Raw genomic sequence first — 18,137 nt, 5'->3', positions numbered from 1 at the left:
GTGTCTATAGGTTAGCCGGGCGGAGCACAACCACTGACTTCGTCCGCGGCCCGTCGTCGCACAGCAGCGCGATCACCCGATCACCAGCCGCGGCGGCGTACACGCCGTCGATCCCGGCGGCCGAAAGGGGGCGCCCGTGGCTGACCGCATCGGCCTCCTCGGCGGAGAGCTCGCGCCGCGGAAACACCAGCAGACACGTCTCATCGAGCGTGTGGCTGAGCCGCGGCCGCTCGGCGAGCTCGTCGAGCGAAAGCGCGTGCTCGATCCCGAAACGGCCGACGCGGGTGCGCCGCAGCGCAGTCAAGTGCCCGCCGACGCCGAGTGCGTCGCCGAGGTCGCGGGCCAGAGCGCGGATGTAGGTTCCCGACGAGCAGTCCACCTCGACGTCGATGTCGACCAGCTTGCCGTGGCGGCGGGTGGCAATCAGCTCGAACCGGTCGACATGCACCGGGCGGGCGGGCAGGTCGACGGGCTGGCCTTCTCGGGCTAGCCGGTAGGCTCGCTGGCCGCTGACCTTGACGGCGCTGACCACCGACGGCACCTGCATGATGTCGCCACGCAGCCCTGTCATCGCCGCGACGATCGCGGCATCGGTAACGTGCCCGGCTGAAACCTCTTGCACCAGTTGACCATCCGCGTCATCGGTCGACGTTGACTGGCCCAGTCGGATCGTCGCCGCATACGACTTGGAAGCGCCCGAGAGCAGACCGAGAATCTTGGTGGCCCGCTCGATTCCGATCACCAGCACACCGGTGGCCATCGGATCCAGCGTCCCGGCGTGGCCCACCTTGCGGGTGGCGAAGATGCGTCGACAGCGCCCGACCACATCGTGGCTGGTCATCCCGGCCGGCTTGTCGACGACGACGATGCCCGCGCTCATAGCAGGATCGCGGTGAGCACCAAGCCGTTTCTTACTAACCACCGTCCGCGCAGCGCCGTCAGCGGTGGCCCCGACAGGGCGGCGCCGTCGATGAGAACCTTGGAGACGAACACGCCGGTGCTGCCTTCGGGATCGACGTCGAAGACGATGTGGGCATCTTCGAAACCCAGCCAGCGCCGCGTCAGCGGAAACCACGCCTTGTAGGTAGCCTCCTTGGCGCAGAACAGGATTCGGTCCCAGTGCAGGCCTTCGGGCAGCGCAGCGATTTCGTGGCGTTCCTCATCGAGCGTGATCGCGTCGAGCACACCGTCCGGCAGGACGTCGTGCGGTTCGGCGTCGATGCCCACGGAACGAACCGCGGGACTGCGACCCACCACGGCGCCGCGGTAGCCGGTGCAGTGGGTCAGGCTGCCCACCACGCCTTCGGGCCAGCATGGTTCGCCCTTGTCGCCCTTGAGGATTGGTACCGGCGGCAGGCCGAGTTTGCCGAGCGCAATTCGGGCGCAATGACGTGCGGTGATGAACTCGTTGCGCCGCTTGGCAACTGAACGCGCTATCAGCGGTTCTTCCTCGGGCAGCGGCGCCAGACCCGGTGGGTCGGAGTAGACCTCCTCGAACGCGAGGTTGTCGGCATCGCCGGGCAATACCGACGACAACACGGTTGGCTCGGTCATCGCCGTTGCCGCAGCCGTTCCTGGAACCGCTCGGCCCGGGCTCGCATCTCCGGAGTGATCACAAAATGCCCGCCGAACTCGTTGAGATAGCCGGGCGCGTACTGCGGATCCGGCAGCACTTGGCGCAGCCAGGCATACGGCTTGCGGCGGCGCCACTCTCGCGGGTAACCGACCGACACCTCTTCGAAGCGCACCCCGTCATACCAGGTGGTGCGGGGAATGTGCAGGTGTCCGTACACCGAGCAGGTCGCGTTGTAGCGGGTGTGCCAGTCGGCGGTTTCCGTGGTTCCGCACCACAGCGAAAACTCCGGGTAGAACAGCGCGTCGCAAGGCTCACGCACCAGCGGAAAGTGGTTGACCAGCACAGTCGGCGTCATCCAGTCCAACTGTTCGAGCCGGGCGCGGGTGGTGGCCAGCCGCTCGCGGCACCACGCCTCCCGGGTGGGGTACGGTTCGGGTGAGAGCAGGAATTCGTCGGTGGCCACCACGTTGCGTTCCCGGGCGATCGCCAGGCCCTCGGCTTTGCTGGCCGCCCCCTCCGGCAAGAACGTGTAGTCGTAGAGCAAAAACATCGGCACGATGGTGGCCGGTCCGCCCCGCTCGGTCCACAGCGGGAAGGGATGCTCGGGTGTGACGATGCCCATCTCGTCGCACATGTTGACCAGGTAGTCGTAGCGATCACGGCCGAACACCTGCATCGGATCCCGACCAGTGGTCCACAACTCGTGGTTGCCGGGCACCCAGATCACTTTGGCGAATCGTCGGCGCAGCACATCGAGTGCCCAGCGGATTTCGTCGGTGCGTTCGGCAACGTCGCCGGCCACGATCAGCCAGTCGTCCGGCGACGAGGGATGCAGCGACTCGGTGATGGGCTTGTTCCCGAGGTGGCCGGTGTGCAGGTCGGAGACCGCCCAAAGCGTCGGCTGGCCGCCGTTTGTCTGGTCCCGGGATGCCACGACTCCCCAGCCTAACGGTCCGCCGGCCATACCCTCGGCCACGTCGTCCCTAGAACTAGAACAGGTTCTTGTTTCCGCTGTGCCTGCATCGACCCGGCTTGTACACCCCGACAATCAGATCGAGTCAGGGGATGTGATGGTCACCAAGCTGGGTCTGCTCGCGCTGGGTGCGCTGCTCACCGCCGTGGTCTTGTGTGGCAGAGCGCGCCGCCAGCGCCGCCCAGTACTGGGTGTTGAAGCCGACCTGGCGCAACAGCTACTGGTACATCTCCTGCATGGTGACGTTCAAGACCAGCTACGGGGTTATTCAGCAGTCGCTGTTCTATTCGACCGTGTACTCCTCGCCGGATGTCGATTGTCCATCGACGAATCTGCAGCGCGCACAAGATCTTTCGCCTTACTACGTCTTCTGACGCCACCCGCGCACAGCCATGTACCGGCGTCGTTGTGCTAGCCCCATAACCTGAGGTGGTGAGTTCCACACCCGCCGGACGTGCCAGTCGGATGCTGCGCGGGCGGGCGAATCGGATCGCCGGCCATGCACTCGGCCGGCTGTTGCGCCTGCCTGAGCCCACCTGCGGATACACGGTCAGCACCGTACGGATCCCGATGCGCGACGGAGTCGAGCTGCTGGCCGACCACTATGCACCCACGTCAGAGCCCGCTGGCACCTTGTTGGTGCGCGGACCCTATGGCCGCGGGTTTCCGTTCTCGCTGGTATACGCCGCGACGTACGCGGCCCGCGGCTACCACGTAATTCTGCAGAGTGTCCGCGGAACGTTCGGCTCGGCGGGTGTTTTCGAGCCGATGATCCACGAAGCCAGCGATGCTGCGGACACTGTCGCCTGGCTGCGTCAGCAGCCCTGGTTCACCGGTCGGTTCGCCACCATCGGTTTGTCGTACCTGGGATTCACCCAGTGGGCGCTGCTGCGTGATCCGCCGGCTGAGTTGGCCGCGGCCGTCATTACGGCCGGCCCGCACGACTTCAACGCATCGGTGTGGGGCACCGGGTCGTTCGCGGTCGCCGACTTCCTGGGCTGGAGCGATCTGATTGCCCACCAGGAAGATCGGGTGCGGCTTCGGATCGCCGTCCGCCAGCTGCTTGCTTATCGGCGGGTGTCGCGCGCGGCGGGCGGGTTGCCCATGGGCGAGGCGGCCCGCGCGCTGCTGGGCGAAGCGGCACCCTGGTATGAGTCCTGGCTGGAGCACACCGAACCCGACGACCCGTTCTGGGAGCCGCTGCGTTTCAACGCGGCGCTGGACCGCGTGCAGGTCCCGGTGCTCCTGATCGGTGGCTGGCAAGACATCTTCATTCGGCAGACGCTGGAGCAGTACCGCCACCTGGATCGGCGAGGTGTCCACGTGGCGCTGACGGTCGGGCCGTGGACCCACACCCAACTGCTCACCAAGGCGCTTGCCACCGTCACCCGCGAGTCGCTGAGCTGGCTGGATTGCCACCTTCGCGGCACGAGCGCACAACCGCGGCCTAGCCGGGTCCGGGTGTTCGTCACCGGTCAAGGCTGGCTCAACCTGCAGGACTGGCCGCCGACGACTACCGAGCACACGCTGTATCTACAGCCCGGCGGCGGTCTGAGGGCGACGCCACCTTCGACGACGGCACCGCCGGCGTCGTTCCGGTACGACCCGGCCGACCCGACGCCGACTATCGGCGGTCGGCTGCTGTCACGGGATGGCGGATACCGCAACGACAACCGGTTGGCGCGCCGCGGCGATGTGCTCAGCTTCACCGGCGACCCGCTCACCGCTGATCTGTGCGTGCACGGCGTTCCCGTCATCGAGTTGGGGCATACCTCGGACAATCCGCACGTCGACGTCTTCGTAAGGGTGAGCGAGGTCGACGCCCGGGGCCGATCAGTCAACGTCAGCGACGGCTACCGGCGGCTCTCCGACGGAGCGAATACGGTCCGCATCGAACTGGACCCCATTGCCCACCGGTTCCGCGCGGGCTCGCGCATTCGCGTGCTGGTGGCCGGCGGCTGCCATCCCCGCTATGCGCGCAACCTCGGCACCGGCGAGCCGCCGCTGACGGGCCGACAACTCAAGCACGCCACCCACATGGTGCACTTCGGCACCTCCCGGATTGTGCTTCCAGTCTCCTAGCCAGCGGGGTCAGCCGACGGCATCGCGGACGCGGCCGACAACCTCCTCTAGCGCGGCATCGTCGTGCACCGGGGCGGCCAGCTTCGGCGTCACCGCTAGCTGCACCCAGCTGCTGCAGCCCGCGTAGTCGGGTGTGCGAAGCAGCGACACCGGCTCAGCCAGTGGCGTGGCCGATACCACCAGCACCGCCAGCCGGTGCTTGGGCCGGAAGTCGAGCCGATCTGCGCGCACCGATTCGGCCGTCCAGATGTGCAGGTCGGCGATGGCGTCGATGTTCTCCGGCCGGTTAACCTGCAGTACTGCAACGACTTTCGCTGCGGCCCGCACCACGACGTGGTCATCGGTGCTGTCGGCGGCTGCGAGCGCAAGCAGGTCTTGGTGTTCGGGGCGGACGCGCTCGGCGTGGCTGTGCGCGACGGTCGGGAACAGCAGGAACTCCCGGGCCGCTACTTCGAAGCGCTTTTCGTGAATGCCGCCTTTACGCAGCAGCACGGTTTGGCGACCGTCGAGCAGCGCATGCACCACCGCGCTCCATTCCTTGAGCGCGGGGACGGTCGCGGTCTGGGTCATCGCGCCGCGAGCCGGGCTGCGATGTCCGGGCGGCGCAGCGGTGGAATGGTTTTCGGGGGCTGGCGCCGCGGTGGCAGGGCCTCCAGCAACCGGGTCGTCACCGCGGCGACCTCGGCGACCGCAGCCTCGAACACCTCAGTGTTGGCGGGTGACGGGTGGGTGATGCCGCTGATCTTGCGCACATATTGGCGCGCGGCCGCTTCGATCTCCACGGCTGTGGCCGGCGGCTCGAGTCCGCGTAATTCGGTGATGTTCCTGCACATGCCTCAACGATAGGTGCGCGGCTACCACACCGTGACCTGGCGCGGATGGCGGTGGCTCCGCAGCCGCCGGTCCTTGGTTACTAGACGCCAGCCATGTTCAATAGCCGTGGCATAAATTAACCGGTCTGCAGGATCGCCAGGAAACGACGAGGGCAGCGCCACCGCGGTGGCAGCGACGGCTGGAGTGATGCCCACGGTGCGGACGTGATCGGCGAGCTGCTGAAGCCAGGATGTCACCGGAATCGTCAGTTGGATGCGTTCGTGTTCGGCAAGCCACGCCAGTTCGAACCACGTAATGGCGGCAACCGCAAGCTCATTGGCCTGTTCGATGGCCCCGCTTGCAGCCTGACTCAGACGCCGGGGCTCGGCCGACCACCAATGCACCACATGGGAATCGAGCAGAATCGTGGTCATGGCAGGTTCCAGGACACCCCGGTACTGAAGAGCGCCTCTTCGTCGACGGCCGTCATCGCCACATTGGATAACCGGCCCTTGAGCGCGTGAGAACCGGTCGCTCCTATCAGCCGAGCCACCGTACGGCCGTGCTTGGTGATTTCGATTTCTTCGCCTCCCGCCACCTCGTCGAGCAAGGCAAGGATCTTCGCCTTCACTTCGGTAGCGGTCATAATCCTGGTCATATAGACAGAATACCGGTCCGCAACCGCGCGCATGGTAGTGGTCGCCAACCGGCGGCTACGGTGATGCGATGAGCAACATGCTGCTGATCGACACCGACGAGCGGGTCCGCACCCTGACCCTGAATCGACCCGAATCGCGCAATGCGCTCTCGGCGGCGCTGCGCGACCGGTTCTTCGCCGCCTTGGCTGAGGCCGAGACCGACGATGACGTTGACGTCGTCATCCTCACCGGCGCCGACCCGGTGTTCTGTGCGGGGCTGGACCTCAAAGAGCTCGGTGGGCAGTCGGCGCTGCCCGACATCTCGCCGCGCTGGCCGGCGATGACCAAGCCGGTGATCGGAGCTATCAACGGTGCCGCGGTCACCGGTGGGCTGGAGCTGGCGCTGTACTGCGACATCCTGATCGCCTCGGAACAAGCCCGGTTCGCCGACACGCATGCCCGAGTAGGGCTGCTTCCGACCTGGGGACTGAGCGTGCGGCTTCCACAGAAGGTAGGCGTCGGGCTCGCGCGCCGGATGAGCCTCACCGGCGACTACCTGTCCGCCGACCACGCGCTGCGGGCCGGCCTGGTCACCGAGGTGGTGCCGCACGAGCGGCTGCTGCCCGCCGCCCGTGAGGTCGCGGCATCGATCGTCGGCAACAACCAACAAGCAGTGCGGGCATTGCTGGCGTCGTATCACCGCATCGACGAATCGCAGACCAGCGCAGGACTATGGCTGGAAGCCGCTGCGGCACGGGAGTTTCGGACCAGCGGCGACGACATCGCCGCCAACCGGGAAGCGGTGCTTCAGCGCGGACGCGCACAGGTGCGGTAGATACGTCGGACTACTGTTGCCGGGGCAGGGGCTATTAACTCATGCGACCACAGTTATTTCCACTGACAAACAATCCCCGAGGACATATGCCTTCGGCCAATCGCCGACACGTACCGCTTGAGCCAGGGCTTCTACTAATGGGCTGCTGGCGCCGAGCTCAGCCAACCACGCAGACAACGTTGTCACTATGTCATCTTCCGACACTTGCACTGTGTGCCCATCATGCAAACGATCGGTCAACTGGTAGACAGTCGCCGTTCGCTTTCCGCCCGCCTGCGACTTGCCTTGCGCATCAAGCCCTATGCGGCCGCCCGACGTGATGGCGAGTCTCATAGAAACCGGCGTCGGACGGCCTGCCCGCCGGCCACGGCTCATCTTCTTCCTGAAGGACGACTTGGACCAGCCGTAGACCGATCGGGCAACACCGAATTTTTCATAGTGCTCGGTAGCCGTAGTGGGCGACCCGCCTGCGGTAGTAGTCATAAAGGCATCCTTCGAGGAAACCGGCGCCTTATCACGAGTAGTGCGCTACCCGACTTCGCAAATAGGACAGCCAGTGTCGCGCACGGTCGAGATCGAAAACGACAGCGTGGCGCTGGGGAGGCACCACTGGGTCAAGGCCGCTGCCGATAGATCGCAGTGGTAGCGATCACCCGACTGGGGTAAGTACCGCCAGGGCGCGGTAACCGTTGTGGCCGTGCGGCGTCAGGCCCCGTTGTCGAGCCACCGTAGCAAGAAGATCCCGTAGCATACTGCGCTCTTCGGGGCCAAGGCCGGCGGTGAGCTGGCTTTCGTGCTGTCGCCTAAGCCCGGAAAGCTTGCGCATCACCTTCTTTCCCTCATCCGTGAGGTAGAGGGCGTGCAGGCGGCGGTCACCGGGGTTGCGGCGGCGCTCGACGTACCCGCGCTCCTCGAGCTCGTCGACGTAGGCGACGAGACGACCGGGCAGCACGCCAAGGTGGGCGCTAAGGGCATGCTGGCTGCGGCCCGGCATTGCGGCGATGGCGCGCAAGATGCCCGCCTGCGTCATTGTCAGTTCGATCGTTGCCATCTGGTCGGCGAACAGAGTGGCGGCGTGATGGCCGAGTTGTGCCAGAAGAAAACCCACACCATCCGTCTGCGCCAGAGAAGATTCAGCCATTGTGGAACCATCACCTCCCGTTTCCCTCAGGGTCAGGTTCCGCTTTTAATGCCGGGATGTGCACGAGTAGTGCACTACCTATCTTCGGCCCGCCTGGCCACCTCAACTACGTGTTATGCATCGGGACTTTATGACCCCTTGAGCTAGTGTCAGCAGATTAGACACGGGTCGAGTGGTGGGGACGCCCAGATAGAGTAGTGGGCTCAGCCAGCAGTTTCGAGAAGCTTCGCAATCCGCTTCGCGCACTAGTTCTTGCGCACGAGGTCGATGACTGCCCATCGCCTGGTGTCGGCGAAGTAGCCGAGGAAACATGCTTGCAAGCTTTTCGCAAGTGCCTCTACGGTGAACAAATCGGCCAATGGAAAACTGCTGCACGGGAATTTCGTTTATACCAGTGCGTTTTCGGTCTGCTGCGCCCTGTCTCTAACGCGTGTCAGTTGGCCAGCTCCGGGATGGCCAAGACTCGTTGCCGAACGCTCGTCGCGACGTAGTAACAACGTTTTATATCCCTGACCGCTCCAGGCTAAGTAGGTGGATGAGCTGGTCGCGATGGTTGATGCTGAGTTTGACGAAGATGCGGTAAAGGTGTCCCTCCACCGTCCGCCACGAGACAACCAACGGGTCTGCTGCACAAACGGGTGACAGTTTCGGTTAGGCGGCCTGACGGACCGGTGTGGTCATGATTGCCTCGAATTCGACGGGGGTCAATCGGCCCAGACCGACCTGCCGGCGTCGGCGGTGGTAGGTGCGTTCGATCCAGGTGACGATGGCGATGCGCAGCTGCTCGCGTGTGTCCCAGCGTCGACGGTCCAAGACGTTCTTCTGCAGCAGGCGAAGAAGGATTCCATGGCCGCGTTGTCACCGGCAGCCCCGACACGGCCCATCGATCCGACCATGTCGTGGCGGCCTAGGGCGCGAACGAACTTTCGGCTGCGAAATTGCGACCCGCGGTCGCTATGCACCACGCAGCCAGCGACATCGCCGCGCCGTGCCACCGCACTATTGAGGGCCGTGGTGGCCAGTCGTGACTTCATCCGAGAATCGATGCTGTAGCCGACGATGCGGGTGGAAAACACGTCCTTGATCGCACACACGTACAGATTGCCTTCGTCGGTGCGGTGTTCGGTAATATCAGCCAGCCACAACTGATTTGGTGCATCCGCGGTGAAATCCCGACCCACCAGATCATCATGCACCGGCGGGCCGACTTTGCAGTTCTTGCCGCGTTTGCGCTTACCGAACACACTCCACCAGCCGTTGTTCGAGCAGATCCGCCAGGCGGTGCGCTCGGCCATCGGCTGCCCGGCGTCGCGGGCCTCGGCGAGCAGAAAGCGGTAGCCGAACTCCGGATCGTCGCGGTGGGCGTCAAACAGAGCGTTGGCCCGATGCGCCTCGAGGTAACCGGCGCCGGTCACGGGGTTGGCCAGCCCGCGGTAGTAGGGCTGGCGGGCGACCTTGAGAACCCGGCACGTCACCGCGACGGGGATTCCGTCGGCGGCGAGCTCTTTCACGACCGGGTAAAGCCTTTTCCCGGCAGGTTCGACTGCGACAAATATGCCGCTGCCCGGCGTAGGACCTCATCTTCCCGCTCCAACAGCCGGTCCCGGCGACGCAGCTCGCGTAGCTCAGCCGACTCCCCAGTCGTCTTGCCCCGGTGTGGCCCCGTCGTCGATATCGGCTTGGCGCAGCCATTTCCACAGTGTCATCGGGTACACCCCGCAATCAGTGGCGATCTGCTCGATCGTCACCCCGTCTTCGCGGTTGCGGGCGACCCGGACAACATCGTCGCGAAACTCCTTGGGATAGGGCCTTGCCATGGTGAGATCCTTCCAGCCCGCCCATGTGGGCAAGCCATCTCAGTTATCACCTATCCGTGCAGCAGACCCCAGCCTCGGCGAGCGCACGAGCTAGTGTCGATTTGCCGGTCCCGGCCTCGCCGACCAACAAGACGCGGTCAAATTCCGCGTCATCCTCGAGCGCCGCCAACGCCTGGCGGACCTCGTCATCGCGGCCCACCAGCGGCCACCCCGACCCGCTGCTGCGCGGTTGCACCCGAACGTCGAACCTCCCCGTCTCTGGGCAGACGCTACCTCGACTCCGCGTACGGTTTGCCCAGAATTCAAAACTGCTAGCAAAATTTGGCAAGCCGTTAATTCGACACCGGTTCAATTAAGCGCTTCGGCCGCAAGCCATTTGCAATGCATGGATCTCGTGACCACGATCTGGCGAAGGTCATCCTGGCGTCAAAGCAGTCCCGCGTCCCGGCGCCCATGGTCGACGTCACCGAGCGCGACAGCCATGACGTCACACGAGAGCCAGCGCCGCACTACCGGACGTTGAAAGGCCTCCGCTTCGGGAAGAAGGCAACTGTTCCACGTCGCTCGTAGAGTTCACCGGCGTGCGTGCGTCACCCACCTATCCAGGGCGTGGTAACCAGGGTCGGTATGCGGCGTAAGGCCCAGCTGCTGGGCTACCGTCGAAAGCAGATCGCGAAATGCGCAGCATTTTTCCGGGTCGAGTCCTGCGGTGAGCTGGTCGTCGTGCTCGCGTGCCAGACCCGCAACCTTGCGCATCAGCTTCCTTCCCGCCTCGGTGACGTGGAGGGCGTTCCGGCGACGGTCACCGGTGCTGCGACGACGCTCGATATACCCACGCTCCTCGAGGTCGTCGAGGTAGCCCACCAGGCGGCCGGGCACTAGGCCGAGGAAGGCGCTGAGGTCATGCTGGCTGCGGCCCGGCTGTGCCGCGATGGCACGCAGCATGCCGGCATGTGCCGCGGTCAAGTGGATGGTCGCGAGCTGTTCGGCGAAGACCGTGCTGGAGTAGCAGCCGAGTTGCCGCAATAGGAAGCCCACGCTCTGGCTGTAGTCGGGTACGGATAGCGCCCTCACCTGCTGATCATCTCATACCGAATGGTTCAGGAACGGTTATTTGTTGCAAACGATTGCCGTACCTGATCAATCACAAAATTACACGATAATGGACCAGTAACTCACATCGGTACTAATCGATGTTCGTTTTGCTATAGCGTTTGCTCCGCTTATTGGCTGCGGAAACTTTGCGACTCCTGTTACAGCGGCTCTTTACCGTGTTGACATATCCGTATTCCGGGATCTAGCATTCCGCCATTCAGACTGAACAGGTCGCCTAATGACTGGAGGCGGATGTGAGCCAGAACAAACGCGACGACCGTAGCAGCGACCGCTGCCGATGGGCGGCTGATGCTGAGGATGGCGATGGCAAGCTGCCTGCCTCGCAGGTCAGCGAGAGGTATCAGGGTGCTCGGGCATGCCATCCTCGCGGCCGGCCCAGCCAATTTCGGTTCGCCGGTCTGGCGCAGCCGACCGATGCTGCGACTTCGGATAAAACCTGGATAAGGGGAACAACTCAGTAATGCCGATTGCTGTTGATCCTTTGAAGGAGTGAGCCAATGCCGTCTCGAGCTGTCGTTCTGGAGAGTCTGTCGATGCGCAGAAGCAATTTGCTTCGTACTGCATGCGCGATTGCTAGCCGGAATTCGTCTACAACAGCATCGACGACGGAGGCCATTCGGGCGGCGGCAAATGAGGTGCCGGTGTTGACGGTGGCGCAATTTTCTGCGCATGCCGTCATCAATCGGGTGACGAGCGCCATGGCAGCGCAGGTCCACGACCTGTCGGGCAAGCCGGGGATGGTTCCCCGGACTTTTGGGACGCAGACGTCTGCCTTGGCGATTACGAGCGGGCCCGGTCGCGCAAACCGCGGCCGGGCTTGGCTCGCCTATCGCAATGAATGTCCTAGTGAGCGGGTCAGTGAGGAGGAAAGCACATGTCGTTTGTGACCACGCACCCAGAAATGATGACGGCGGCGGCCCTGGATTTGCAGGGCGTCGGTGCACAGATGGCGGCCAGTAATGCCGCGGTGGCAGCCCCGACCACGGGGGTGGTTCCCGCGGCTGCCGATGAGGTCTCGGCGCTGACCGCGACGCAGTTCGTCGCGCACGCCCAGATGTATCAGGCCGTCAGCGCACAGGCGGCGGCGATTCACCAGATGTTCGTCACCACGCTGGGAACCAGCGCCACCTCCTATGCGGCCACCGACGTCGCTAACGCGACCGGCTAACGAGAAGCGGTTTTAGCGATGGACTGGATGATGTTTCCGCCGGAGTTCAACTCCGCGCGGATGTATGCCGGTCAGGGCTCGGGGTCGATGCTCGCCGCCGCGGCCGCCTGGAATGGGTTGGCCGCCGAGTTGGAGATGGCGGCCAGCTCGTATCAGTCGGTGGTCTCGGGGCTTACCGCCGGGCCGTGGCTGGGCCCGTCGTCGATAGCGATGGCGGGCGCGGCCGCCATCTATGTCGGGTGGATGCACGCCACCGCGGCGCAGGCTGCAGAGACCGGCGGCCACGCCATGATGGCCGCGTCTGCGTTTGAGGCGGCGCATGCGGCAACGGTGCCCCCGCCGGTGATCGCCGCCAACCGTGCCCTGTTGATGGCGTTGGTGGCGACGAACTTCCTCGGGCAAAACACCCCGGCGATCATGGCCACAGAGGCCCACTACATGGAAATGTGGGCCCAGGACGCCGCGGCGATGTTCACCTACGCCGCGACATCGGCGGCAATCACAGCGAAGGTGACGCCGTGGCTGCCGGCGACGCAGAACACCAACCTGGGTGGGCTGGCCGCCCAGCACGCCGCGGCGGCAGGAGCCGCCGTCGGCGCCGCCGGCACCCATGCGCAGACCATCGCGATGGGCTCGCAGGTGCTCTCCGCGGTGCCCCAGGCTTTGCAGTCAGCGGCATCACCCGCGGCGTCGAGCTCGTCGGGGACCGGGGTATTGGGCGGCCTGCTTTCGTCGTCTATGGCGCAGTCCCTGCTGCTGCAATGGGCGAACCCCGCGACTCTTTCCCTGTTGATTTATCCGGCCACCTACGGCTTGATGCTGCCCACCCAGATGATGGGCACGTTCTGGCAGATGGCACACACGGGCGTGGCGGCGCCGATAGTCGGCGGTATTGGCGCCAATGCTGCCAAGCCGTTGCAACTGATGCTGCCCCGACTAGGTGGGCTCGGGCCGTCGGCGGCCCCGGCAGTGGCCGCAGGGATGGGTCAGGCCAACTCGCTGGGGGCGCTTTCGGTGCCGCAGAGCTGGACCGCGGCCACAACGGTTCCCGCGCCGATGCTGGGCGGTGTGCCGTTGGCGTCGCCGTCGGCGTTGGCGGCCACCGAGTTTGGCGCCGGATCAGGCTACCCCATGCTGTTCGGGGGGCTGCCGCGGGCCGCGGCCGCGGGCGCAGGGGGTACCGGCGGGTCTAAATACGGGGCGCGCGCTAGCAGCGTGGTGGCGCGGCCACCGGCCGCCGGATACCCCCCGCTGCCGGAATCTCCGCCAACTCCTGCTGCCGGACTTCCGCCAGCGGTTCCCGGATATCGGCCGGCCATCGTGTACCTGCCCACCAACGGACATGCGCAGCTGCCGACCAACGGACATGCGCCGGTTGACGCGCTGGCCGACGTGTGACGGGAAGGAGGGCCATTCATTTCCTTTCGAGATGCAGCGACCACATTTTTCCGATCAATCCCACTAAGGAGACATTGAAGTGCCTACGCGTTTTATGACCGATCCTGATCAAATGCGGGCGATGGCAGGCCGTTTCGACGTGCACGCCCAAACCGTAGAGGACGAGGCCCGCCAGATGTGGGCATCCTCGCAAAACATCGCCGGTGCCGGCTGGAGCGGAACCGCCCAGATGAGCTCCTACGACACCATGGGCCAGATGAATCAGGCGTTCCGCAACATCGTGAACATGCTGCAGGGTGTGCGCGACGGGCTGATCCGCGACGCCAACAACTACGAAGCCCAAGAGCAGGCCTCCCGGCAGCTCCTGAGCAGCTAAGACAGCTGCAGCGCAACCACTTCCACGTTAGGAGAAACACTGATGACGATTAACTACCAGTTCGGTGACGTCGACGCCCACGGTGCGTTGATCCGCGCCCAAGCCCTGGCAATGGAGGCCGAGCATCAGGCCATCGTGCGCGATGTGCTTGCCGCCGGCGACTTTTGGGGTGGCGCCGGCTCGGCGGCGTGTCAGCAGTTCATCACCGAGTTGGGCCGCAACTTCCAGGTGATCTACCAGCAGGCCAACACCCATGGCTCTAAGGTGCGAACCGCCGGTTCCAACATGTTCGACACCGATTGCGCGGTCGGATCCAGCTGGGCCTGAACGTGTGCCAACGGCCATGGTATGCGCGATTAAGGCCGACGGTTACGGCGGTGGCTGCCACTGCGCTTGTGACACAGCACTTCACGTTTTAGAGAGGTGGTTGTGATGAGCAATTCCTTGCTATCAGCCGACGCTGATATGGCGCCCGTGATCTCACAGCTGCGTAAGCACTGGACTCATTTTGCGCACCGAGGCCGATATGGATCCGTTGCCGCGCGAGTAAAGCCGTGGCTCTCGACGCTGCGCGCCGCGTTGGCCACGCTCGCGGCACGGCTTACCGCCTGCGTGGCGTGGGCGTCCAAGGCGGCGGTACACATCGTGGTGTCGATCGCCAACGGCGTGAAATTTGTGTGGACCACGACAGAGGGCATTGCCCTGCGCACGGTGGTGTCGCCGGTCATCGCGGTCCAGCGAGAACTTCGCGCGCGGTGGCGTTGGAGGGTCGCGTGGTGGCGCTACACGTATGTGCCGGCTGCGCCTCTGCCCCACCGGATCGACTGGAACAAGCCGGGCAACCGGACAATCAGCCTGGCCGACATACGCCTGGCTTTTAAAAACCCGCCGGGTAGCGAGCGCAGGGGAAGGCGTCCCGCCCCACTGCTTTAAGACAAGCCAATCAGAACAAATTGAAGTAAGGAGACATGCAAGTGCCTACGCGTTTTATGACCGATCCTGATCAAATGCGGGCGATGGCAGGCCGTTCGACGTGCACGCCCAAACCGTAGAGGACGAGGCCCGCCAGATGTGGGCATCCTCGCAAAACATCGCCGGTGCCGGCTGGAGCGGCACCGCCCACATGAGCTCTTACGCCACCACGGGCCAAAGGAACAGAAAGTGACATTAACTACGCGCCCGGTACGACTTGGGTTGGGAGCGTTGCTGGCGGGTGCGGCCATCTCGGTCACAGCCCATCCCAGCGCTATAGCAAGCCCCGACTGCCCACCAGGCGCCTACGACGACGGCGGCGGCAATTGTCTCCAAACGCCTCTTAACGACTTCCATCATTTCACCCGGTGTTGGCGAACTGAGGGCCTTCTCATCCCGGTCTGCCTCGAAGACGGCCCGTTGAACAACCTCTTGGATAAGAGCAGGGCTTATCTCGACTACGGGCTGTTTCCGCAGCGACCCCAGCTTTCGGATGACCGCACGTAAGGAGACATTGAAGTGCCTACGCGTTTTATGACCGATCCTGATCAAATGCGGGCGATGGCAGGCCGTTTCGACGTGCACGCCCAAACCGTGGAGGACGAGGCCCGCCAGATGTGGGCATCCTCGCAAAACATCGCCGGTGCCGGCTGGAGCGGCACCGCCCAGATGAGCTCCTACGACACCATGGGCCAGATGAATCAGGCGTTCCGCAACATCGTGAACATGCTGCAGGGTGTGCGTGACGGGCTGATCCGCGACGCCAACAACTACGAAGCCCAAGAGCAGGCCTCCCGGCAGCTCCTGAACAGCTAAGCCACTGCAGAACAAACATTTTCACGTGAGGAGACACTGATGACGATTAACTACCAGTTCGGCGACGTCGACGCCCACGGCGCGCTGATCCGCGCCCAAGCCCTGGCAATGGAGGCCGAGCATCAAGCCATCGTGCGCGATGTGCTTGCCGCCGGCGACTTTTGGGGTGGCGCCGGCTCGACGGCATGCCAGCAGTTCATCACCGAGTTGGGCCGCAACTTCCAGGTGATCTACCAGCAGGCCAACACCCATGGCTCCAAGGTGCGAACCGCCGGTTCCAACATGTTCGACACCGATTGCGCGGTCGGATCCAGCTGGGCCTGACCGCGCCGATCACCGCTCCAACGGCGAAAGGGGGTGCATCGCTGCAACTTCAACTGTGGGCCACCGCCCGCACACAAAAACACAACGAGAGTGAGGATTACCAATGAGCAACAAATCACGCCGTCGTCGCGTCATGGCCGTAGGTACTTTCCTGGCCGGCGCGGCGATACCGATAGCCGCAGCGGGTACCGCCTGGGGGGATTCCATCGATGTGTCGTATGACGGTCGCACGATCATTGACACATTCACAGGGGCCAATAATCAGCCCAATGTGGCATCAGGTACGCAGAACGACCTGGCCACGGCGGTTGGCCCTAACTCAGCTGGTTCTACTATCACTGCTACCGACAATGCGCCCGGTGACAAGAACGACATTGCCTACGCTCAAGGCGCGAACAGCACCGCAGCGGTCGGCGGCACCGTGAACGGCACGACTTTGGGTGGTGCGGTGAACAGCACAGCCACCGCATACAACGGTGGGACCGCGGAGGTTGGCACTGTCAATGGTTCCAGCCCTAACACCGTCACCAATGATGCTGCGACAGCCAACGGTGCTGGTGCTGTCGCCGCGGTTCTCAATGACGGCGGAACGGGCAGGGTGGCGTTCGATACGGCCAAGGCGACGAGCACTGACGGTGCCCCGACGGTGGCGGCAGTGGCTGGCGAGGGTGGCAGCGGTCCTGTCACGTTCAACAATGCAGTTGCTACCAACAACACCGCCAACCCGACGGAATCGGTGATCATCGGCGCGGCTGGCGGTGCCACCACTGCTAACAGCGCGAACGCCAACAACGGTGGAGTCACGGAAGTCGTGAATGACAACTCGGGGAACTTGATCGGCAACTCCGCTACGGCGACCGGGCAATTCCACGGCGAGCCTTCTACGGCGGGTGTTGTTAACGATCCCGGCCCGAGCACCAAGTCGGTGGATTTCAACACCGCCAACGCTAGCGGTGGTGCCATTGCGACGGTCGGCAACGATGGGTACAGCCTCGTCAATGTGACGGGTGACCACGCGACCGCCACACAGAACACCAACGTGCAGCTCACGCCCGCTGGTGTGGTGGATGCGGCCAATAGCACCGCGTCGGCGTCGAACACAGGCGCGTCGGGTGGTGCGTTGGTGGAGTTCGCCACCAACAGCTCGGCCAATGCCAGCGGTGAAGACCCCAACACGTTCCAAGGGTCGACGGCCAAGGTGGAAGGCCAGAACATTCCGGGTGGCTACATCACCAATAGCCACGCCACCGCGACCGGCGGCGGGCAAGTTGATATCACCACGAGCAACACCACGGTGAACGACCCGCCGGGTGCCACCACCGTCAGCGGTCCCGGTGCCAGCACATATGTGGCCCCAACCGCTCCGGTGCATGTTGCTCCGGTGACACCAATGATGCCGATCCACATGCCGCTGCTGCCCTGAGGCGAGTGGTAAATCGTGACAGCCCAGCCGCGTCGGTGTTGTGAGTACGAGCGGCTGGGCTGATCACACTCGGCGGGTAACGAGTCCGCAGGCTGCCTCTCTGCCGTCGCGCGCACCCGTTATGGTTCCTCTCCACTTGCCGGTATTGCCCTGAGAAAGAAAGGAAATCCTAATGAATAAGCGCCTTATGTTGGGCGCGTTGCTGGCGGCGGTGGCCATCTCGGTTGCCCCTGGCACAGCTATCGCAGAGCCCGCGACACCGTCCTGTATGTGGGATGCCGAAAATGGCAGTTGTATTCAAATGCCCGGCAATGACTTCCACCACTTCACCCGATGCACGCGATCAGAGCAGGATACCGTCCTCGGAAAAGTCAGCTGCCTAGAAGATCCGGTGAATGACATAGTGAATAGCCTGTTGGATAAGGGGCAAGGTTGATTCCCGAGTACGCGTTATTTCATCCGGAGTCCAATTCCGCGAGCATATACGTGGGCTCAGCGTCTGGGCCCATGCTCGCCGCGAGCGCCTGGAGTGGCCCAGCCGCAAACCTGATTTCGGTGGCGACAGCCTATCGGTCGGCCTCGATCATGGTTGCCTCGGCGATTCCACGGCCGCAGCGGGTACCGCCTGGACGGACACCGATTTGTCGTGTGTGAGTCCGTTGTTCGCGG

Annotated in this window: 25 protein-coding genes and 3 pseudogenes; 15 read left to right on the top strand and 13 right to left on the bottom strand. The window is 64.1% G+C overall.

Annotated elements, in window-relative coordinates; all coding sequences use genetic code 11:
* Positions 1-4: 4 nt before the first annotated feature.
* Genes truB through G6N15_RS16480 form a run of 3 tightly spaced genes read right to left on the bottom strand, consistent with a single transcriptional unit; the run spans position 5 to position 2,540 of the window.
* Positions 5-880 carry a tRNA pseudouridine(55) synthase TruB gene (truB, locus tag G6N15_RS16490; protein ID WP_083087684.1) on the bottom strand — a complete coding sequence of 292 codons (876 nt, stop codon included), beginning with the start codon at positions 878-880 and terminating at the stop codon, positions 5-7.
* The gene (gene pptT / locus G6N15_RS16485; protein WP_083087683.1) at positions 877-1,554 is read right to left on the bottom strand and encodes a 4'-phosphopantetheinyl transferase PptT; all 678 of its coding nucleotides are present in this window, start codon (positions 1,552-1,554) and stop codon (positions 877-879) included. Before pptT ends, truB begins: the two co-directional genes overlap by 4 nt.
* A complete protein-coding gene (locus G6N15_RS16480; RefSeq protein WP_083087682.1) occupies positions 1,551-2,540 on the bottom strand; it encodes a metallophosphoesterase family protein in 990 nt (329 codons plus the stop codon). The genes pptT and G6N15_RS16480 overlap by 4 nt, the downstream gene beginning before the upstream one ends.
* Before the next feature lie 185 nt (positions 2,541-2,725).
* On the opposite strand from G6N15_RS16480, the pseudogene G6N15_RS16475 reads away from it, so the two are divergent.
* Together G6N15_RS16475 and G6N15_RS16470 are read left to right on the top strand one after the other, a co-directional pair.
* Positions 2,726-2,923 (top strand): annotated as a pseudogene (locus G6N15_RS16475) (DUF3558 domain-containing protein); the annotation flags it as partial.
* A 91-nt stretch (positions 2,924-3,014) separates the two neighbouring features.
* Positions 3,015-4,631 (top strand): CocE/NonD family hydrolase, encoded by a 1,617-nt coding sequence (locus G6N15_RS16470; protein ID WP_083087681.1) that lies wholly within the window; start codon positions 3,015-3,017, stop codon positions 4,629-4,631.
* Between the two features lie 9 nt (positions 4,632-4,640).
* Here the strand turns inward: G6N15_RS16470 and G6N15_RS16465 are convergent, their stop codons facing one another.
* Genes G6N15_RS16465 through G6N15_RS16450 form a run of 4 tightly spaced genes read right to left on the bottom strand, consistent with a single transcriptional unit; the run spans position 4,641 to position 6,090 of the window.
* A complete protein-coding gene (locus G6N15_RS16465; protein WP_083087680.1) occupies positions 4,641-5,201 on the bottom strand; it encodes a DUF1802 family protein in 561 nt (186 codons plus the stop codon).
* Positions 5,198-5,464 carry a DUF2277 domain-containing protein gene (locus G6N15_RS16460; RefSeq protein WP_083087679.1) on the bottom strand — a complete coding sequence of 89 codons (267 nt, stop codon included), beginning with the start codon at positions 5,462-5,464 and terminating at the stop codon, positions 5,198-5,200. Before G6N15_RS16460 ends, G6N15_RS16465 begins: the two co-directional genes overlap by 4 nt.
* 21 nt (positions 5,465-5,485) lie before the next feature.
* The gene (locus G6N15_RS16455; RefSeq protein WP_083087678.1) at positions 5,486-5,878 is read right to left on the bottom strand and encodes a type II toxin-antitoxin system VapC family toxin; all 393 of its coding nucleotides are present in this window, start codon (positions 5,876-5,878) and stop codon (positions 5,486-5,488) included.
* A complete protein-coding gene (locus G6N15_RS16450) occupies positions 5,875-6,090 on the bottom strand; it encodes a type II toxin-antitoxin system Phd/YefM family antitoxin (protein ID WP_083087741.1) in 216 nt (71 codons plus the stop codon). The genes G6N15_RS16455 and G6N15_RS16450 overlap by 4 nt, the downstream gene beginning before the upstream one ends.
* A gap of 80 nt (positions 6,091-6,170) precedes the next feature.
* On the opposite strand from G6N15_RS16450, the gene G6N15_RS16445 reads away from it, so the two are divergent.
* The gene (locus G6N15_RS16445) at positions 6,171-6,917 is read left to right on the top strand and encodes an enoyl-CoA hydratase (protein WP_083087677.1); all 747 of its coding nucleotides are present in this window, start codon (positions 6,171-6,173) and stop codon (positions 6,915-6,917) included.
* 39 nt (positions 6,918-6,956) lie between these two features.
* On the opposite strand, the gene G6N15_RS16440 is transcribed toward G6N15_RS16445, so the two are convergent.
* From G6N15_RS16440 to G6N15_RS16420, 5 genes and pseudogenes are all read right to left on the bottom strand, one after another.
* Positions 6,957-7,220, bottom strand: coding sequence for a hypothetical protein (locus G6N15_RS16440; protein WP_083087740.1), 264 nt, complete (start codon positions 7,218-7,220; stop codon positions 6,957-6,959).
* 346 nt (positions 7,221-7,566) lie between these two features.
* The gene (locus tag G6N15_RS16435; RefSeq protein ID WP_083087676.1) at positions 7,567-8,058 is read right to left on the bottom strand and encodes a MarR family winged helix-turn-helix transcriptional regulator; all 492 of its coding nucleotides are present in this window, start codon (positions 8,056-8,058) and stop codon (positions 7,567-7,569) included.
* A gap of 651 nt (positions 8,059-8,709) precedes the next feature.
* Positions 8,710-9,875, bottom strand: a pseudogene (locus tag G6N15_RS16430) (IS3 family transposase).
* Positions 9,876-9,921: 46 nt separating this feature from the next.
* The gene (locus tag G6N15_RS16425) at positions 9,922-10,074 is read right to left on the bottom strand and encodes an AAA family ATPase (protein ID WP_083087739.1); all 153 of its coding nucleotides are present in this window, start codon (positions 10,072-10,074) and stop codon (positions 9,922-9,924) included.
* Between the two features lie 374 nt (positions 10,075-10,448).
* Entirely contained in the window at positions 10,449-10,949 is a 501-nt protein-coding gene (locus G6N15_RS16420) for a MarR family winged helix-turn-helix transcriptional regulator (protein ID WP_083087675.1), read from the bottom strand.
* Between the two features lie 539 nt (positions 10,950-11,488).
* Here G6N15_RS16420 and G6N15_RS23845 point away from each other — a divergent pair.
* From G6N15_RS23845 to G6N15_RS16375, 9 genes and pseudogenes are all read left to right on the top strand, one after another.
* Positions 11,489-11,878 carry a PE family protein gene (locus G6N15_RS23845; RefSeq protein WP_083087674.1) on the top strand — a complete coding sequence of 130 codons (390 nt, stop codon included), beginning with the start codon at positions 11,489-11,491 and terminating at the stop codon, positions 11,876-11,878.
* Complete coding sequence (locus G6N15_RS16410; protein ID WP_083087673.1) at positions 11,866-12,159, top strand: PE family protein; 294 nt, start codon at positions 11,866-11,868, stop codon at positions 12,157-12,159. Before G6N15_RS23845 ends, G6N15_RS16410 begins: the two co-directional genes overlap by 13 nt.
* Positions 12,160-12,177: 18 nt before the next feature.
* Complete coding sequence (locus G6N15_RS16405; protein ID WP_083087672.1) at positions 12,178-13,557, top strand: PPE family protein; 1,380 nt, start codon at positions 12,178-12,180, stop codon at positions 13,555-13,557.
* 79 nt (positions 13,558-13,636) lie between these two features.
* Positions 13,637-13,933: a WXG100 family type VII secretion target gene (locus G6N15_RS16400; RefSeq protein ID WP_163748113.1), complete on the top strand. Its 297-nt coding sequence runs from the start codon at positions 13,637-13,639 to the stop codon at positions 13,931-13,933.
* Positions 13,934-13,975: 42 nt separating this feature from the next.
* A complete protein-coding gene (locus G6N15_RS16395; protein WP_083089681.1) occupies positions 13,976-14,260 on the top strand; it encodes a WXG100 family type VII secretion target in 285 nt (94 codons plus the stop codon).
* 105 nt (positions 14,261-14,365) lie between these two features.
* Positions 14,366-14,866, top strand: a complete 501-nt coding sequence (locus tag G6N15_RS16390; protein WP_139798007.1) for a hypothetical protein — start codon at positions 14,366-14,368, stop codon at positions 14,864-14,866.
* A 41-nt stretch (positions 14,867-14,907) separates the two neighbouring features.
* A pseudogene (locus tag G6N15_RS16385) lies at positions 14,908-15,092 on the top strand (WXG100 family type VII secretion target); the annotation flags it as partial.
* 332 nt (positions 15,093-15,424) lie between these two features.
* A complete protein-coding gene (locus tag G6N15_RS16380) occupies positions 15,425-15,721 on the top strand; it encodes a WXG100 family type VII secretion target (RefSeq protein ID WP_083089679.1) in 297 nt (98 codons plus the stop codon).
* Between the two features lie 39 nt (positions 15,722-15,760).
* A complete protein-coding gene (locus G6N15_RS16375) occupies positions 15,761-16,045 on the top strand; it encodes a WXG100 family type VII secretion target (RefSeq protein ID WP_083089678.1) in 285 nt (94 codons plus the stop codon).
* A 384-nt stretch (positions 16,046-16,429) separates the two neighbouring features.
* Here G6N15_RS16375 and G6N15_RS16370 read toward each other — a convergent pair whose 3' ends face one another.
* The gene (locus G6N15_RS16370; RefSeq protein WP_163748110.1) at positions 16,430-16,789 is read right to left on the bottom strand and encodes a hypothetical protein; all 360 of its coding nucleotides are present in this window, start codon (positions 16,787-16,789) and stop codon (positions 16,430-16,432) included.
* Here G6N15_RS16370 and G6N15_RS16365 point away from each other — a divergent pair.
* From G6N15_RS16365 to G6N15_RS23935, 3 genes are all read left to right on the top strand, one after another.
* The gene (locus tag G6N15_RS16365; protein WP_163748109.1) at positions 16,782-17,468 is read left to right on the top strand and encodes a hypothetical protein; all 687 of its coding nucleotides are present in this window, start codon (positions 16,782-16,784) and stop codon (positions 17,466-17,468) included. The genes G6N15_RS16370 and G6N15_RS16365 overlap by 8 nt on opposite strands.
* Before the next feature lie 172 nt (positions 17,469-17,640).
* Complete coding sequence (locus tag G6N15_RS16360; RefSeq protein ID WP_139798005.1) at positions 17,641-17,904, top strand: hypothetical protein; 264 nt, start codon at positions 17,641-17,643, stop codon at positions 17,902-17,904.
* Positions 17,901-18,122 (top strand): PPE domain-containing protein, encoded by a 222-nt coding sequence (locus G6N15_RS23935; RefSeq protein WP_439650657.1) that lies wholly within the window; start codon positions 17,901-17,903, stop codon positions 18,120-18,122. The genes G6N15_RS16360 and G6N15_RS23935 overlap by 4 nt, the downstream gene beginning before the upstream one ends.
* Positions 18,123-18,137 lie beyond the last annotated feature (15 nt).

Source organism: Mycobacterium noviomagense (assembly GCF_010731635.1).
Taxonomy (GTDB): Bacteria; Actinomycetota; Actinomycetes; order Mycobacteriales; family Mycobacteriaceae; genus Mycobacterium; species Mycobacterium noviomagense.
Note: the sequence above shows the minus strand (reverse complement) of the source record. Positions and strands in the feature narration are given on the sequence as shown.

Bases quoted from the DNA above. Each gene is read 5' to 3' on its own strand.
- truB (WP_083087684.1), bottom strand. From the start codon at position 880: ATGAGCGCGGGCATCGTCGTCGTCGACAAGCCGGCCGGGATGACCAGC.
- pptT (WP_083087683.1), bottom strand. From the start codon at position 1,554: ATGACCGAGCCAACCGTGTTGTCGTCGGTATTGCCCGGCGATGCCGAC.
- G6N15_RS16480 (WP_083087682.1), bottom strand. From the start codon at position 2,540: ATGGCCGGCGGACCGTTAGGCTGGGGAGTCGTGGCATCCCGGGACCAG.
- G6N15_RS16470 (WP_083087681.1), top strand. From the start codon at position 3,015: ATGCTGCGCGGGCGGGCGAATCGGATCGCCGGCCATGCACTCGGCCGG.
- G6N15_RS16465 (WP_083087680.1), bottom strand. From the start codon at position 5,201: ATGACCCAGACCGCGACCGTCCCCGCGCTCAAGGAATGGAGCGCGGTG.
- G6N15_RS16460 (WP_083087679.1), bottom strand. From the start codon at position 5,464: ATGTGCAGGAACATCACCGAATTACGCGGACTCGAGCCGCCGGCCACA.
- G6N15_RS16455 (WP_083087678.1), bottom strand. From the start codon at position 5,878: ATGACCACGATTCTGCTCGATTCCCATGTGGTGCATTGGTGGTCGGCC.
- G6N15_RS16450 (WP_083087741.1), bottom strand. From the start codon at position 6,090: ATGACCGCTACCGAAGTGAAGGCGAAGATCCTTGCCTTGCTCGACGAG.
- G6N15_RS16445 (WP_083087677.1), top strand. From the start codon at position 6,171: ATGAGCAACATGCTGCTGATCGACACCGACGAGCGGGTCCGCACCCTG.
- G6N15_RS16435 (WP_083087676.1), bottom strand. From the start codon at position 8,058: ATGGCTGAATCTTCTCTGGCGCAGACGGATGGTGTGGGTTTTCTTCTG.
- G6N15_RS23845 (WP_083087674.1), top strand. From the start codon at position 11,489: ATGCCGTCTCGAGCTGTCGTTCTGGAGAGTCTGTCGATGCGCAGAAGC.
- G6N15_RS16410 (WP_083087673.1), top strand. From the start codon at position 11,866: ATGTCGTTTGTGACCACGCACCCAGAAATGATGACGGCGGCGGCCCTG.
- G6N15_RS16405 (WP_083087672.1), top strand. From the start codon at position 12,178: ATGGACTGGATGATGTTTCCGCCGGAGTTCAACTCCGCGCGGATGTAT.
- G6N15_RS16395 (WP_083089681.1), top strand. From the start codon at position 13,976: ATGACGATTAACTACCAGTTCGGTGACGTCGACGCCCACGGTGCGTTG.
- G6N15_RS16390 (WP_139798007.1), top strand. From the start codon at position 14,366: ATGAGCAATTCCTTGCTATCAGCCGACGCTGATATGGCGCCCGTGATC.
- G6N15_RS16375 (WP_083089678.1), top strand. From the start codon at position 15,761: ATGACGATTAACTACCAGTTCGGCGACGTCGACGCCCACGGCGCGCTG.
- G6N15_RS16370 (WP_163748110.1), bottom strand. From the start codon at position 16,789: ATGATCACCGATTCCGTCGGGTTGGCGGTGTTGTTGGTAGCAACTGCA.
- G6N15_RS16360 (WP_139798005.1), top strand. From the start codon at position 17,641: ATGAATAAGCGCCTTATGTTGGGCGCGTTGCTGGCGGCGGTGGCCATC.